This window comes from Anaerobacillus sp. ABA4_114 (assembly GCF_056159065.1).
In genome coordinates this window covers 3,710,566-3,725,932 of the sequence record NZ_JBSWUM010000001.1, presented here as the reverse complement: position 1 = coordinate 3,725,932, position 15,367 = coordinate 3,710,566, and the positions used below count along the sequence as shown (strand labels likewise).

Here is a 15,367-nt window from a genome sequence, read left to right as displayed (position 1 = left end):
ATGAGGGGAGACCCTCGTGCTTTTTTTGTTTGGGGAGGATATTGGGTTGAGAGGTTCAATAGTTCTTTGAGAGTTCCTCAAGAGCTCCTCAAGAGTTCCAATATCTGCGTTTCTAAACGCCCGTCTCCGCTTTTTGTATGTCCAGCTGCGTGGGCCAAATCCTCCGGCTGTTTCACCCCTGAGGATGAGACAAAAAGCGTCTCATACTCAGGGGTTCCAACATCCTGCGGATTTAAACGGGCCCACTTAGCTTTTCGTATGTCCAGCTGCGGTAGCCAGGACCTCGATCGCTTCACCTTTAGGAATGAACACAAAGATCGTGTTCTTTCCTAAAGGCTCCAGCGCTTGTCGGTCCTAAACGGCTACCTTCGCTTTTCAAGATGTCTAGCTGCAGTGGGCAGAAACTGCGATATTTCACTCTTTCACCTGAACACAAAAAGCGTGTTCAAGTTCAAAAGTTCCAATATCTCCGTTTCTAAACGCCCACCTTCGCTTTTGTATGTCTAGCTGCGGTGGGCAGACCCTCGATCGCTTCGCTCTTTCCCAAGAACACAAAAAGCGTGTTCATGGGAAAGCGCTCCAGCGCTTGTCGGGTCTAAACGCCCACCTCCGCTTTTCAAGAAACATTTACCAAAAAAATATAGTATATAAAAAACGAGAAATCACAAACTAGTTGTACAAAGGAGGTGATTGACATGGCTCAACAACAACAAAGCTCAAATCAACTTGTAGTACCTGGTGTAGCTCAAGCTATCGACCAGATGAAGTATGAAATCGCTTCTGAATTTGGAGTGCAACTTGGTCCAGATTCTACTGCTCGCGCTAACGGATCTGTTGGTGGAGAAATCACTAAGCGTCTAGTTCAGATGGCTGAACAACAACTTGGTGGATACCAAAAATAATTGTATACCATGGCTGTGAAGGGGTGGACGAGTCCATCCCTTCTTTTGATTGCTACATATAGAATGAGGAGTGATCAAATGGCGTTCGAGTGTCCTCTTTGTAATAGTTATACATCTATCCAGCTTGCTTGTTCAACTTGCGGTAGTGCGCTTTTAGATAAGGGAAGGGAAGCGGATTATTATGATGACTATAGTCCGTATGAATCGTTTGAATCAGTGAAGATGACGGACGGGTATGGATTAGATGAAAAGGACCATGAGTGTCCCCATGTTTTATCATGTCCAGAATGTAGAACTTCTGTCGTTTATCTAATTGAAGAATGGATGATTTAAAAAAGGAGCTGTCGTGATGACAGCTCCTTTTAAGAGGATGGGATGTATAGGCGTTTCTCAAGAAAGCCTTGTATGAGATTGAGCACCGTTGTAAAGAACCAGTAGATGCATGCCGCCGTAAGCATGATCGGTAATACTTCATAACTAGATGCTGCGATCTGGTCAGAGTTATAGGTAAGTTCAGATATTGTAATAACTGAGGCAAGAGAAGATGCCTTCACGATGTCGATCAAAGAGTTCCACACGGGAGGGATGGCTCTTCTCCAAGCTTGAGGAATGATGATTTCTCTATAGATCAATGACTTATTCATTCCAAGTGACATCGCTGCTTCCCATTGTCCTTTTGATAGCGATAGAATAGCTGCACGCAATGATTCCGATATATAAGCACCGAAGTGTAAAATGAGTCCAGTATACGCTGCTTGCCATGCAGTTAATTGAATGTCTACGGATACGAGTCCGAAGTACAAAATAAATAGTTGGATTAGCAATGGTGTGCCTCTAAAGAACGATACATATAGTTTAGCAAATCCGATTGCGATCTTTATTTTTGAGATTCTAAGTAGTGCGATGATTAACCCGACGATGAGTGCACCGAAAATCGAGAAGAAGCTCAGCAAAAGGGTATTCTTTGCCCCATCTAATAGAAAGGGCAAAGCGTCCCATAATACGTTAGCTAGTTCACTCACTTACGTTCTCTCCATCAAAATACTTAGCGGATATGTCTGCAAGTGTTCCATCTTCTTTCATTTCTTCAAGTGCACCATTAATTTTTTCAGCCAAGTCTTCTTTTCCTTTAGGTAATGCAAAGGCCATTTCTGTTTGATTAAACGTCTCGCCTACACCTTTTACATTAAATTCGGTTTTTGGAAGCTCTGTAAGGATGAACAGACGATCATTCATAGCTGCATCGATTCCACGTTGGTTGCTTAAATCAGTTAAAGCTTGGTTCGCACCTTTGTAAATCTTTGTTTCTGCTCCAGCATCAATTGCTGCTTTTTCATAGTTACTACCCTGGGTCGTTCCAACCGTCTTTCCTTCTAAGTCGTCGATGCTCTTGATGTCTTCGTTATCGTTATGAACGATGACCTGTCCACCTGAAATGGTATACGGTGTCGTAAAGTCAAATTTCTCTTGACGTTCTTCGGTAATCGTGACTTGGTTAGCGACCATATCGATTCGTTCTGTTTCTAGAGAAGAAAGAAGCCCTTTCCACTCGATCGCTTTAAATTCAGCTTCCATGTCGATACGCTTAGCAACTTCACGAGCTACTTCTACATCATATCCAGTGATCTCATTGTTTTCATCACGGTAGCTGAAAGGTGGGTAAGTCGCTTCAGTACCGATCAATAGTGTTTCCTTTTCACCACTCTCTTCTGACGTTTCTTTATTCTCACTATTTGCACCGCATGCAGCAAGTACGCCTAGAGTTAATACCAAAACAATTCCTAACCATGTCTTTTTCAAACTTAATTCCTCCTTAAATCCCTACAAAATTGATATGAATTACAGGTTTTATTTTAGTGAGCATTTGCTCTAAAGTCAATCATGAACCATTATTAACTTTTAACCTTAAGTTCATGCAATTTATGGAAAACAAAAAAGCACCCTCAGAGGGGTGCTTTCGATTTCAAATTAATAAATACGCTGTTCTGTTTCTGTATCGAAGAAATGACATTTATTCATGTTTAGGGCAAGGTCGATGTGTTGACCACTATGAATATCAGAACGAGAATCGACACGTGCGATGAAATCTTGGTCAGCTACTTTTGAGTAGAGGTAAGTTTCGGCACCCATTAATTCTGCAACATCGATTGCTGCTTTGATCTTTGTATCTTGAGAAGATTCGATGAAAACAGGCTCGTCATGAATATCTTCTGGACGGATACCGAGAAGGACTTCCTTGTTCGTATAGCCGTTGTCACGTAACGTCTTCATTTTTCCTTCAGGTACTTTCACTCGAACATCGTTCATCGTGAAGTAGCCGTCTTCTAATTGGCCACGAAGGAAGTTCATTGCAGGAGACCCGATGAATCCGCCTACAAAGACGTTATCAGGAGCATCATATACTTCTTTAGGTGAACCAACTTGTTGAATAACGCCGTCTTTCATAATGACGATTCGAGTTGCCATCGTCATCGCTTCCGTTTGGTCGTGCGTTACATAAATTGTAGTCGTTTGAAGGCGCTGGTGTAGTTTAGAAATTTCAGCACGCATCTGAACTCGTAACTTTGCATCAAGGTTAGAAAGAGGCTCATCCATCAAGAATACTTGCGGATCACGTACAATTGCTCGTCCTAGTGCAACACGCTGACGCTGTCCACCGGAAAGTGCTTTTGGTTTACGATCGAGTAGGTTCTCAAGCCCAAGAATACGAGCAGCATCCATTACGCGACGCTCGATTTCTTTTTTATCGAACTTACGAAGTTTTAGACCAAATGCCATATTGTCATATACGTTCATATGCGGGTAAAGAGCATAGTTCTGGAAAACCATTGCGATATCTCGATCTTTTGGAGCAACGTCGTTCACGCGTCTATCACCGATAACGAGGTCTCCATCAGAGATATCTTCAAGTCCTGCGATCATACGTAGTGTTGTTGATTTACCACAACCTGATGGACCAACGAATACGATGAACTCTTTGTCTTGAATATCAAGGTTAAAATCTTTTACAGCTTCGAATTTGTTATCATATCTTTTATAAATGTGATTCAACTTAATTTCAGCCAATGTTATGCCTCCTAGTAAGTGAAGTGCTTTTGATAGTTCTAAGTGTACGTTATGAAAACGCTGTCGTAAATTGGGAGGCTGCACAAAAATTGATAGCTGTTTTGTGCAAAATGAACGAATGGCACAAAAAAACTGCGTCGCTTAACGCAGTTCGTAAGTAAGAAGAGCCAAGTAAACCATAACGGCTCCTTTGAAGGATTTAACGTCGATCCCGGTTCGTTCTATGAATTTATCTACTCGGTATTGCAAGCTGTTTCTATGTACGTAAAGCTGTTTAGAAGCCATGGTGATGTTTAAGTTCGCTTCTAAATAAGCACGAATGCTTTTTAGTAATTCAGCGTCTTCACTCACAGGTTCAATCAAGGTTTTTATATAGTGAATTGTTTCCTTACTTGCTTCACTAAATAAGATTGCCGGTACAATAGCAGGTTGAGTGAACACCAATTGAGATGGTATAAGTTTTATGCCAGAAGTGAACCATCTCTTCTCAGTTTGATACGTATTCAGTAAGTTCGAGGGGGTAGTGTCTTCAATAACCTGCCCAACGAAAAGAGACATCTCGATAAAGAAGTCGGTGGTTAACGCTGCTGCCATTTGCTCTAATTCTTCAACGAGCTGTTCGCCTTCAGTATTTTCTTGAACCATAAGACCCTCTTTTTCATTTTTAAAAAGAAAAATGACTTCAGTTGAGAATAAACCTATCATCGCTTCTTTAAATTCAGTAAAGTCGGAGGGAACTTCTTTTAAATGAAAATGAATGTATCTTACTGGTTTCTCGGTTACTGTGGAAACGTCAAGATTCTCATCGAAAAGGACAGATACCCACTTTTGTTGAACAGGATCTTCCATGTCGCTGTCAACCTCGTGATAAAAAAGGGTGCAAAGAAGCATATGTTCTTCATCTGAGAGGCGTGCTTTTCGAACTCCGAAGCGCTCTCCACCAGCTGTTTTGTACCAATAGTATCGTTCAGGTTGTTCAGATGTAACTGCATAATCTTCACCATATAGTTCTGATAAATTGTTCATTTTCTGAACCTCCTTAAGGCCTTCAATAAGAAAGAACCCCTGTACATAGCAGAGGTTCTCATTATTATACCATCAAGATACTATCCGTCACATCGATGTGGTGGTTCTTGTTCCATGACTGGGATCGCTTCTTCGATTTGGGCTTGTCTATAGCTTTGATGAACAGCTCCACCAGCCATTCCTTCATTCACCATCCGGTCAATATCCATGTCGAACTTGTCTCGACCCTCGTACTGTGATCCTTCAGTTTGCTTTTTCGGCATCGCTTTTTCAACTCCCTATAAAGGTTTTATAGGGCTAGTATGCGTTGAAAAGAAGCTATTTATTAGTTGAGTTTTCATAAACGTGAAAGAGCATCAGTTCATGAATTTGAGATTGTAGTTTCTTTTTATCTTCTTCTTTAGGTGATGGTTCAAACCAGTCGAATTCTCCGTTGTGAAGATAGAGTGAACGATAATAAGTCCCTTGATAAAAGAAGGAGATTTCCCATTTCGTCTTACGAACTTTTGGTCCTATTTGTTTATATTGAAAATGCGATAACATCTAAACTCCCCCTATTTGAAAACGCTTTTTTCTATCATACCACATCAAGCTAATACGCTGAAAACGTGCGGAACGTAGAAATAAGGGAAGACATCGAAGCTCGGTGGATGGTCGGTTCGTCAAAACGCATAGGTTTGGCATTAACTTCAAAAATCCATAACTGTCCATTATCATCCTTTCCAATATCCATTGAAAGCTCAGCGAAAAACCCTTCTTTCTTAAGAAGTGATGCAGTAGAAATAGCTAACTGGTTGATCTTTTCTTCATCCATAGGTTTCGCAAGTTTTGTGAAAGATAGGATGCGTCCCCCTCTTGGAACGTGGGTTGTTAAACGGCTTTTGTGATTTGCGCGTATTCCAATTCCAGTCACGGACCAGTCGTTAAAAGGTCTTTGGAGCAAAACTCTGAAATCATATCGATAGCTGCCATGCGTGCAAAGTGAGACAGCTTTTTGGATTAAATACACTTCTTTAAGGAGTGGTTTCAAATAGGTATTGAGGTCGTTAACCGATTCAAACAAATGTGTCTTTTCATGGTCACTATATTTGTATGCATTCGTGATTTTCTCGAGCTTAAAGATGCCGTGACCTTTACATCCATCAGAAGGTTTGCAGTATGCGATTGGGTGCTGTTGTAGGAAAGGTTCTAGTGTGTCTTTTGTCAGAATTTCTGTAGGTGGCAAATGTGGTTTCAATTCTTCATGGGTTTTTAGAAGCTCGTATAGATCCGCTTTATTTAAAAAACGCTTGTTGAAGTATGGAATCTTCTTTTTATCTAAATAATTCAGTATGTTGGTTACTGACATAGACCGTTCTTCATCTCGATTCGGAATTCTGTTATAGACGATGTTCGGATAAGGGAACCGATAACCTGTCCATTTTTGTGTTATTTCATCAAAGATATAACCTAGGATATCGTTCTTATAAAAACTGCTAGGAGTGAAAACGAATGATAAACCACCTTGTTTGGTGATCTCTTTTTGAATCGAATGGAAGATCGCTGCATTTCCACTAAAGTGGTGGTTTGCATTATCTCCAGCAAGAATACCAACCAAAGGGCGAATGCCGTTTTTACTTGAGTAGATCTTGATGATCGATTTAGCAAGTTTAGTTGAAGGGGGGAAGAGCGGACGTTGCTCATTCCCCCAATATAATGTTTGATACGTACTTCTTTGAGACCATCTTTTCGTTTCATCATCATAATATAGCGTGATCATCTATGGTGAACCAATGCTTTTTCTATTGCAGATTTAGCAAGGTGTATTGCGTATTCCATCGGAAGAACGCGTGTACTCAATTCTTCTGCCTTCAATCTTTTATGACCAAATATACTTCTTCCTGGCTTTGAATTTGCCTCAAACAGATAGATCTCACCGTTTTTGGTAATACCGAGGTCGAAACCAAACTCTCCGATGAAACCAGGTATTTTATCATCGAGTGAATGACTAAGTTTTAATGCTGCTTCACTCAATGATTTTTCATAATCTTTACTAAAACCGTAATCTGTAACGAGTTCATTTAAGGTTTTTACTGTGCCTTCAGATGACGTGTGAGTCGTTAAACTGCCTTCTCCAGCAATTTTTGCAGCGATCGCACTAACTTCCCATTTCCCATCCTTGTTCTTATTTGTATGAACACGGTAATCCATTGGCCTCTGATTAATTTTATGAAGGTCGATTCCTTGTTGAACAATGAATCCATCTAATTTCCCTGAAGGATACTGTTGTTTAATTAATCTCGATAGTGAGCTATAGCTCCTTAGTCTGTTTTCTTTGCCGGTTCTGAAGCGACAATAGTAATAATTTTCGTTAGCCGGCTTAAGGATTTGCTGGATCCCTAAACCAAGACTACCGTTAGCAGGCTTAATATAAATCTGTTCATACTCTTCTAGCATCTTTGCGAGGGTTTCTTGTTTTGGATTGAGTATCGTTCCTGGTAAATAGTGACGAACGGCATCATCTTCCTGTAATTTCTCAAACACCTTCCATTTATCAAAAAAGCTAGGGTTGAACCACGGGATCAAATACTGAGATTGTAGCTTGTGCCTTGTAGATGCCACTTGTTCTAGGGATTCTGAGCTTCGATTCGGCAGCCGATCATACACCACGTCAGGAAGCGGGACTTTCACTTGTTTCCAACCCTTTTTGTTATACATGAGTCCTTTGATCGACTGATCCTTAAAGTCCACTTGATGCGCACCAAAGACAAAGGCAAAAGCACCGCATTTCCTCGCTGCAGTCATTAGCTTCGCAAAGTACATGCTTCGTTCACCGATCGGACGCATACTATCTTTTGTAAAGCCAGCTGTGAATACTCCGATAAGAGGACCAATATGAAGAGAGTCTCCATGTTGAAATAGGTGAACAGAAGTTTTCTCAGGGATACCGAGTATCTTCCACAAATCTTCAGACATCATATATTCTTCCTTGTTGTCTGGGTGTGGAGACACAGCGCAAAAAGATGTCCTCGTGCCAAAACAAAGCTTGTTAGGAAAGGAGACCCTTTCAACATACGACTTAAACGTTGAGGGGGGAACATACAAACACCCAGAAGATGTGGTGTCTTTTGTTAAAGGACATGGATCTGTCATCATTTGTTTACCCCTTTCTTTTGAGATTGGAGGTATCGACAGTATTGAAAAGGAAGGAGGTGGAGATCTTGTTTGTTTTGAAGTATCGAGTGTCCTGGTTTTGAATTGGCTTCTAGAAGCCAAACATGTCCTGTTTGATCAATACCAAAGTCGAGTCCAAGCTCAAATTTAGGTGGAAAATGCAGCTCTAACAGTCTAGCTGCTCTTAAGGAAAGCTCAGAAATCTTTTCATCTGCTCTTGCTAGAAGGTCTTTACTTAAGCCAAGGTCAGCGTATGGTTTAATCACTCCGCCACTATGAAGGTTTGAAACGAACGAATGAGGCAATCCAACCCGCGTTCCTCGACCAAGCTCCTTCCATAAATCCGCTTGTTTTTTCATCACCACTCTTCGGTCGAATGGACGACCATTTTGATCTCGGAGATGAAGCATCTCCTGTGCCATATACTCCTTTTTTGAAAGTAAGTTCTCAATGAAAGTATGAAAAGACCTGGTTGTATCATAATTATGACGGTGAATGTCTCCTTTATGATTGATTATCAAATGAAAAACGTCATCACGCTGTGTGATATGGACCAGGCCATTCCCTTGAGATCCATTAATGGGCTTTAATAACAGTTCCGCTCTCTCATCTAATAAGCTTCGAATGACTTTCATAGCCGTTCGATGGTTGAGCTGAAACGTTAGAGGAAGGTGTTCGTTCAAATCACTGTCGTTTTTTAGAACGCTATGAACAGCCCACTTCCCTGGCAAGCCATATCCAAGGAAAACGGTGTTCGAGTATTGTTTGAGTTCTTTAATGAACGTAAGGGATTGCTTTTTTGGAGCTGTATGGAAGCATCGGTCATAGATAAAACTTGGGACTTCAAATGTCGCTTTCCTCCATCGATCATCACCATGATCGTAGTGTAATCCTTGAAGGGTCGATCGGAAATCCCCGCTTGGTTGAAATCGAAACACCATAAAACCACAGGTCGTACCAGCTCTTGCGAGTTCACGCATATACCGCTTCTCATGCCGAAATGAGGTTTGCATGATTCCGAGAGTAGCCATTTCTTCACCTCTCTTAGTTAGAAGTGAACCAATAAACAAATTGAATCAATGCTTTTACAGAAGGACGGCAGTTGGTGCTCGAAGGGTGATCAGGGGTTTTTGAAGGCTTTGTGTTTACCTCGATTATCCATGGATGCCCTTCTTTATCTATGCTTAAATCGATACCGAGCTCTCCATACATCCCGTCCGTTTCACCATCGATTACCTTAGAGACTTCTAGAGCGAGCTCTGGAAGAATTCGTTTGATTTGTTTTCGGGATACTTTATCAAATTGTGAGAGAACGTCATCTACTGACTTGATGAGTCCACCTCGAGCAATGTTCGAAACGAATTGATCTTTCGACTGAGATACTCGCGCAACTGTTGAAACAACCCTCCATTTATCACCAGGTCCCTTTAAACATAGAATGCGAAAGTCAACTGGACAATCTCCTACCTCAAAGAGGGGGATGCCCTGTTGTATCAAATATGGCACCTTTTTGCTTCTCGCTCGTATAGCAGGATAGAGGCCTGATAATGTAGGGGAGGTTAGTGCCTTGTTTCCGCTAAAACTCGAATAGCCCAGCAAATAACAATCTTGACTCTTACTGATCCGATAAATGTGCCTTCCTTGACTACCGTTAATCGGCTTAAGGTAGATGGTGTTGTACTTATTCATCATTTGTTCAACTTTATCGATCGTATCGAGTATGTCTGATTCAGGGAGGTAGGGAGCGAGCTCCTCATATAAGAGTAGTTTTTCGTGAACATCCCATTTATCTATGAATGCTTCATTAAAATAAGGTATGTTGAGCTCTCGCCATAATTCCTTCAAGCTCTCTATTTCACTTGAATTCTCTAACCGTCTTGAGTGAATGCGATTATAGATGATGGAAGGTAATGGGAGTGGGGCTTCAATCCATTGGTCAGTTTGCCATCTCTTCCCGATTACTGAGTTGTTGTCCCATCTTTTTAAAGTGTTAACAAAAAAGAAGATATGGTGTTCTTCGCAGTACTTTGCAATTTCTAAACAAAAATCAGTATAAGCAGAAAAGGGAGTGTCTTCCTTTCCTTGCGCATTCGTAGTCAGGCAGAATATCGGTCCTAACGTAATCACGCTAGTTTCTTTACAAAAGGATAATAGAACACGTAGTTCGTTTTTAGGGATGAAAAGGCGTGACAAGATCTCTTCTGAACAATACACTGCTTGGTCAGAGTTTGTTTCATAGCTCTCAAGGTGAACTGGATATTGAAGAGATCCGCATTTAAAAAATACGTCTGTATTCTCTATGTGCCATCTAGTAGCTAGGTACTCAGGAATAATTAGTCGGTTTTTACCCGTTTCTTCGAGTAAAGGATGTAAGATCACTTTATGTGTATGTTTCATAGAAACCCTCGTTCAACGATTTTTTTCAATAGATTGCCTTCCTTAAACTGGATAGGCAATTGCGGATAACGTATACTATGAAGATGGAGTTTTCTTTGTGAAAACGTGAGATAGAAAGGTTGATTGTTTATGTCGTCCATTATTATTACGATTCTATTTATGGTCGTTATCGGAGCGATCATAGGTGGGTTTACGAATTCATTAGCGATAAAAATGCTATTCAGACCATATAAACCACTATATATTGGGAAGTGGAAAGTTCCGTTTACTCCTGGTCTTATCCCTAAGCGTCGAGATGAATTGGCTGTACAACTCGGTAGAATGGTTGTAGAACATTTATTAACACCAGAAGGCATTCAGAAGAAAATGCATGATCCTGTTTTTAAGCTAACGATGGTCGAATATGCCCAAAAAGAAGTCATGAAGTATCTTGAGAAAGAAGATACGATCGAAGAGCTGATTTCAAAAGGTCTCCATATGGAATCACCATCTACTGTGACGAAGGAAAAAGCGAGAGCGTATATAAAAGGAAAGCTTGAAGCGAAGGTAAACGAATTGAAGGCGCAGGAAGTAGGAGAAGTGCTGCCTGATAGACTTGTTTCGAAAGTCGATAGTGGCATCGAACCGTTTTCTGATTTGATCCTAACGAAAGTAAGCGATTATATCGCTTCGCCAGAAGGTAAAGAAAAATTATCGGTGATGATCGATCTTTATCTAGCAGAACGAGGAACACTAGGAAGCATGATCAATATGTTCTTTACCAATACGAGGATCGTTGATAAGGTCCAGCCTGAACTTCTTCGTTTGCTAAAACAAAAAGATATTCAACAAGTCATCGTCACCATGCTTGAAAAAGAGTGGAGTTCGATAAAGGAAAGTAAAGTTGAGACGTTTGAAGATAAGGTGAATCTGAACGATGTCGTACACGATCTTTCTGAAGCGATTGTAAAGGAGCTTCCGATCGACCAGATCATGGAACTCCCGCTGTCGAAAGCAATCGAACCGTTTAAGGATCGAATCATTGAAGACTTTGTTCCAAGAATCGTAGATGCAGCTGGAAATTATTTAAGTCACCAATTACAGCCGTTGATGGAACAACTACAGCTTGCTGAAATCGTAAAGAGTCAGGTGGAAGGCTTCTCGGTTGGACGAATCGAAGAAATGGTTCTGTCAATTTCTAGAAGAGAATTTAAGATGATCACGTACCTTGGGGCTGTTCTTGGAGGATTGATCGGAGTTGTTCAGGGAATCATTATTACGATTATTGGATGATTTGGTCTGTCTTTGTTATAGTGGGTAGGTACGGGGTTATGAGAGCGAAAATAATCCTTATAATCTAAGGAGGTATATATCATGGCTGAAAAAAATCTTTACGATGTAGCTTATGAGCTAGAAAGTGCTATGCGCGAGCATGAGGACTACACAAAACTTAAGGAACTTTACGATCAAGTAAACCAGGATGAAGTTGCGAAGAAGTTATTCGATAACTTCCGTAACATGCAGATGGAGCTTCAACAGAAGCAAATGACTGGTCAGCAAATCACTGAAGAGGAAGCGCAAACTGCTCAACAGCAAGTAGAACTTGTTCAACAGCACGAAGTGATTTCCCAGCTTATGCAGCAAGAGCAGCGCATGAGCCAAGTGATTCAAGACATCAACAAGATCGTTACGAAGCCGCTTGAAGACCTTTACGGTAAAGCTGACGAAGACAACGTTCAACAATAAGACAAAAAGAACTCTCGCAAATCATTGCGGGAGTTCTTTTTATTCGATCATGATAGCTTGCTTATTTGAGTGAAGGTTTACTCACGTCACTCTCATGAAATGAGCAAACTATCATGACTCTAGCTATGTTTATGACGCAACGTTTTCAATTACTCCGACTACTTCAAACTGCTTCGGTTGAGTGATGATTCGTTCTTCCAACTCACATTCAGGACACTGAAGCTCGTGTTTTTCAATCTGAACTTTTCCTCTGAATTCATGATCACACGTCGTACATTTGTATATATGTGGTTGAGTAATCGTACCTACACAATCAAATCTGATTCTCTCTTTGCCTTCTGTCATTTCAAATACCCCTTTCATGGTAGTTTTATTGTAATAATTTTGTAATATATGTGGATTTATAGTAGAAGTTCCCACGAGAAGAAAAACTTAAACGCTTTTTTCTAAAGAGATTTTCCTAGAGAAAATTTTGTGATAGGACAAATTACACCCTTCATAAAAATAAATGACATAGGGACGACTTTCAGGTGAAAAGGGGGGACGACATGGTATATAAACTATTGGCTTTAGATATTGATGGTACGCTGCTTAGGTCTAATCATAAAATCGACAAGGAAACGAAGGAAGCCATTGAGTATGTGAAAGATAAAGGGGTTTATGTCACGCTGATAACGAGTCGAAATTTCGCCTCTGCTAAAAAGATCGCAAAATCCGTTAAGTTAGATGACTCGATCATAGTAACTCATAGCGGATCATTTATCGCTCAAAACGTACAAGAGCCGATCTATCAAGAAAGAATCAGTAAAGATGATGTTCGCGACATCATTCATATACTCGAAAAGTTTGATTGCCATATTCGTATCATTCATGAACGGTTAGCGGTTGGAAACCGGGTGAATCAGAACCATTACCTGTCAGCGAAGATGACGCTCGGAATCGGAGATCCGCTTTTCTATCCTGTGAATTTTGTTGAGACGCTTAGTGAGTATTTAGAGAAGAAAGAGCTGTCACCACCTAAGATCGATGCGCACTTTTTTAACGAAGATGAACGCGAGGAAGCCAAAAGAATTTTGGAAGACCTCATCCCTACTATTTCAATTGTTCGCTCTACGAAATGTAATTTCGGAATCATTCCTAAAGGTGTCTCTAAAGCGAAGAGCCTTCGTCTTTTAGGAGATCATCTCGGAATCTCTGTTGATAGTATGGTAGTGATAGGTGACTCAGATTGCGACAAAGAGATGATTTATCAAGCTGGGCTCGGTGTCGCGATGGGGAATGCTCCTAAAGAAATAAGGAGATTAGCGGACTGGGTCACACGATCGAACGACCAGCAAGGGGTTTCTTACATGGTGAAAGAAGTGTTTAGAAAGCAAATGCGCCTTCAACTTAAAAGGTAGTTTTTCAACACTTATTGGCAAAATTAAGCGCTGTTTCCTCAATTTCGAGGAGATAAGCGCTTTTTTTATGAGACTTTTGACGCATTTTCGCAAAATGAAAAGGCTTTCAAAGAAAAATATCTAATAAGTATAATGTTTGATAATTTTGAAATTATGGAGGGTTATTAATGGAAAAAATTCTCGACATGAATCCTAAGGTAGCTGAATTCTTGAAAGGCAAGAAACAACTTTATATCAATGGTCAGTTTAAGGATTCGTTATCAGGCAGAACTTTCGACACGCTCAACCCCTCAACAGGTGAAGTGCTTGCAACAGTAAGTGAAGGAGTAAAAGAAGATATTGATGAAGCGGTAATGGCGGCTAGAAAGGCATTCGATAGCGGCCCGTGGTCTAAAATGTCAGCTTCACAGAGAAGCAGAATAATTTATAAGCTAGCTGATCTTATGGAAGAGAACAAAGAAGAGCTAGCGATGATTGATACGCTTGATAATGGTAAACCAATACGTGAAACGAAAAATGCAGACGTGCCTCTAGCGATCGAGCATTTCCGCTACTACGCTGGATGGGCAACAAAAATTATGGGGCAAACGATTCCAGTAAACGGTCCTTTCTTCAACTACACGCGTCATGAAGCGCTCGGAGTTGTAGGACAGATCATCCCTTGGAACTTCCCGTTACTAATGGCTGCGTGGAAACTTGGTGCTGCTCTTGCAACAGGTTGTACAGTTGTTCTTAAGCCAGCAGAGCAAACACCTCTTTCTGTTCTATATCTTGCAGAACTAATGGAAGAAGCAGGCTTCCCAGAAGGAGTTATCAACATTGTTCCAGGATACGGAGAAACAGCAGGAGATGCACTTGTAAAGCATCCTGAAGTTGATAAGATCGCATTCACTGGTTCAACTGAAGTAGGAAAATATATTATGAACCAGGCGTCAAACGACCTTAAGAGAGTGACTCTTGAGCTTGGTGGTAAGTCACCAAATATCATTCTGCCAGACGCAGATATGAAAAAGGCGATTCCTGGAGCGCTAGGCGGTATAATGTTTAACCAGGGACAGGTTTGCTCTGCAGGTTCTAGGCTCTTTATTCAAAAGAAAGCTTATGACAATGTGATGGCCGACCTCGTTAGCCACAGCCAGAAGATTAAGCAAGGTTCAGGTCTTGATCCGTCTACTGAAATGGGACCTCTCGTTTCAGATGAGCAGCATAAAAAAGTTCTTGAGTATATCTCAAAAGGTCAAGATGAAGGTGCTGAGCTTCTTACTGGTGGACAAGTTCCTTATGAAAACGGCTATTATGTTCAGCCGACGATCTTCTCAGATGTTGATGATAAGATGACGATCGCAAAAGAAGAAATCTTTGGGCCAGTTGTAGCAGCTATGCCGTTTGAGGACTTAGATGAAGTTGTGGAGCGTGCAAACAACTCTAACTATGGTCTTGCAGCTGGACTATGGACTGAGAACTTAAAGTCTGCTCACTATGTAGCGAATCGCATTAAAGCAGGAACAGTATGGGTGAACTGCTACAATGCATTCGATGCAGCTTCTCCATTCGGAGGATACAAGCAGTCTGGTATCGGAAGAGAAATGGGCTCTTACGCGTTGGATAACTATACTGAAGTTAAGAGCGTGTGGATCAACCTTAAATAAGTTTAATAACAAAAACGCTAGTCCGAATTGGACTAGCGTTTTTGTTGAT

The 15,367-nt window shown here is 40.9% G+C and carries 17 protein-coding genes; 6 read left to right on the top strand and 11 right to left on the bottom strand.

The features are described from left to right. Positions 1 to 695 precede the first annotated feature (695 nt). Together ACXAEY_RS19205 and ACXAEY_RS19200 are read left to right on the top strand one after the other, a co-directional pair. Entirely contained in the window at positions 696 to 902 is a 207-nt protein-coding gene (locus ACXAEY_RS19205) for an alpha/beta-type small acid-soluble spore protein (protein WP_270182406.1), read from the top strand. 78 nt (positions 903 to 980) lie between these two features. Continuing rightward, positions 981 to 1,235: a hypothetical protein gene (locus ACXAEY_RS19200; protein ID WP_270182407.1), complete on the top strand. Its 255-nt coding sequence runs from the start codon at positions 981 to 983 to the stop codon at positions 1,233 to 1,235. Positions 1,236 to 1,264: 29 nt separating this feature from the next. On the opposite strand, the gene ACXAEY_RS19195 is transcribed toward ACXAEY_RS19200, so the two are convergent. From ACXAEY_RS19195 to ACXAEY_RS19150, 10 genes are all read right to left on the bottom strand, one after another. Beyond that, entirely contained in the window at positions 1,265 to 1,924 is a 660-nt protein-coding gene (locus ACXAEY_RS19195; protein ID WP_270182408.1) for an amino acid ABC transporter permease, read from the bottom strand. Continuing rightward, a complete protein-coding gene (locus tag ACXAEY_RS19190) occupies positions 1,917 to 2,702 on the bottom strand; it encodes a transporter substrate-binding domain-containing protein (RefSeq protein WP_474814269.1) in 786 nt (261 codons plus the stop codon). The genes ACXAEY_RS19195 and ACXAEY_RS19190 overlap by 8 nt, the downstream gene beginning before the upstream one ends. 168 nt (positions 2,703 to 2,870) lie before the next feature. Continuing rightward, complete coding sequence (locus ACXAEY_RS19185; protein ID WP_270182410.1) at positions 2,871 to 3,968, bottom strand: ABC transporter ATP-binding protein; 1,098 nt, start codon at positions 3,966 to 3,968, stop codon at positions 2,871 to 2,873. Between the two features lie 141 nt (positions 3,969 to 4,109). Then, a complete protein-coding gene (locus ACXAEY_RS19180; RefSeq protein ID WP_474814267.1) occupies positions 4,110 to 4,994 on the bottom strand; it encodes a PucR family transcriptional regulator in 885 nt (294 codons plus the stop codon). An 80-nt stretch (positions 4,995 to 5,074) separates the two neighbouring features. After that, positions 5,075 to 5,257 (bottom strand): hypothetical protein, encoded by a 183-nt coding sequence (locus ACXAEY_RS19175; RefSeq protein ID WP_270182412.1) that lies wholly within the window; start codon positions 5,255 to 5,257, stop codon positions 5,075 to 5,077. A 55-nt stretch (positions 5,258 to 5,312) separates the two neighbouring features. Next, a complete protein-coding gene (locus tag ACXAEY_RS19170; RefSeq protein ID WP_270182413.1) occupies positions 5,313 to 5,537 on the bottom strand; it encodes a DUF5342 family protein in 225 nt (74 codons plus the stop codon). A gap of 49 nt (positions 5,538 to 5,586) precedes the next feature. Beyond that, on the bottom strand, positions 5,587 to 6,753 hold the full coding sequence (locus tag ACXAEY_RS19165; protein WP_474814265.1) for a YheC/YheD family endospore coat-associated protein: 1,167 nt from the start codon (positions 6,751 to 6,753) through the stop codon (positions 5,587 to 5,589). Next, positions 6,750 to 7,949: a YheC/YheD family endospore coat-associated protein gene (locus ACXAEY_RS19160; RefSeq protein WP_474814263.1), complete on the bottom strand. Its 1,200-nt coding sequence runs from the start codon at positions 7,947 to 7,949 to the stop codon at positions 6,750 to 6,752. Before ACXAEY_RS19160 ends, ACXAEY_RS19165 begins: the two co-directional genes overlap by 4 nt. Before the next feature lie 176 nt (positions 7,950 to 8,125). Beyond that, positions 8,126 to 9,178, bottom strand: coding sequence for a YheC/YheD family endospore coat-associated protein (locus ACXAEY_RS19155; protein ID WP_474814261.1), 1,053 nt, complete (start codon positions 9,176 to 9,178; stop codon positions 8,126 to 8,128). A 13-nt stretch (positions 9,179 to 9,191) separates the two neighbouring features. Continuing rightward, positions 9,192 to 10,544 carry a YheC/YheD family endospore coat-associated protein gene (locus ACXAEY_RS19150; RefSeq protein ID WP_474814259.1) on the bottom strand — a complete coding sequence of 451 codons (1,353 nt, stop codon included), beginning with the start codon at positions 10,542 to 10,544 and terminating at the stop codon, positions 9,192 to 9,194. A gap of 129 nt (positions 10,545 to 10,673) precedes the next feature. Here ACXAEY_RS19150 and ACXAEY_RS19145 point away from each other — a divergent pair, with 129 nt between their 5' ends. After that, positions 10,674 to 11,816: a DUF445 domain-containing protein gene (locus ACXAEY_RS19145; RefSeq protein ID WP_474814257.1), complete on the top strand. Its 1,143-nt coding sequence runs from the start codon at positions 10,674 to 10,676 to the stop codon at positions 11,814 to 11,816. Between the two features lie 81 nt (positions 11,817 to 11,897). After that, on the top strand, positions 11,898 to 12,269 hold the full coding sequence (locus ACXAEY_RS19140; RefSeq protein ID WP_270182419.1) for a YlbF/YmcA family competence regulator: 372 nt from the start codon (positions 11,898 to 11,900) through the stop codon (positions 12,267 to 12,269). A gap of 129 nt (positions 12,270 to 12,398) precedes the next feature. On the opposite strand, the gene ACXAEY_RS19135 is transcribed toward ACXAEY_RS19140, so the two are convergent. Further along, entirely contained in the window at positions 12,399 to 12,614 is a 216-nt protein-coding gene (locus tag ACXAEY_RS19135) for an FmdB family zinc ribbon protein (RefSeq protein ID WP_270182420.1), read from the bottom strand. A gap of 203 nt (positions 12,615 to 12,817) precedes the next feature. On the opposite strand from ACXAEY_RS19135, the gene ACXAEY_RS19130 reads away from it, so the two are divergent. Continuing rightward, complete coding sequence (locus ACXAEY_RS19130; protein ID WP_270182421.1) at positions 12,818 to 13,669, top strand: Cof-type HAD-IIB family hydrolase; 852 nt, start codon at positions 12,818 to 12,820, stop codon at positions 13,667 to 13,669. A 167-nt stretch (positions 13,670 to 13,836) separates the two neighbouring features. After that, positions 13,837 to 15,318, top strand: coding sequence for an aldehyde dehydrogenase family protein (locus ACXAEY_RS19125; RefSeq protein WP_474814254.1), 1,482 nt, complete (start codon positions 13,837 to 13,839; stop codon positions 15,316 to 15,318). The last annotated feature ends 49 nt before the right edge of the window (positions 15,319 to 15,367 follow it).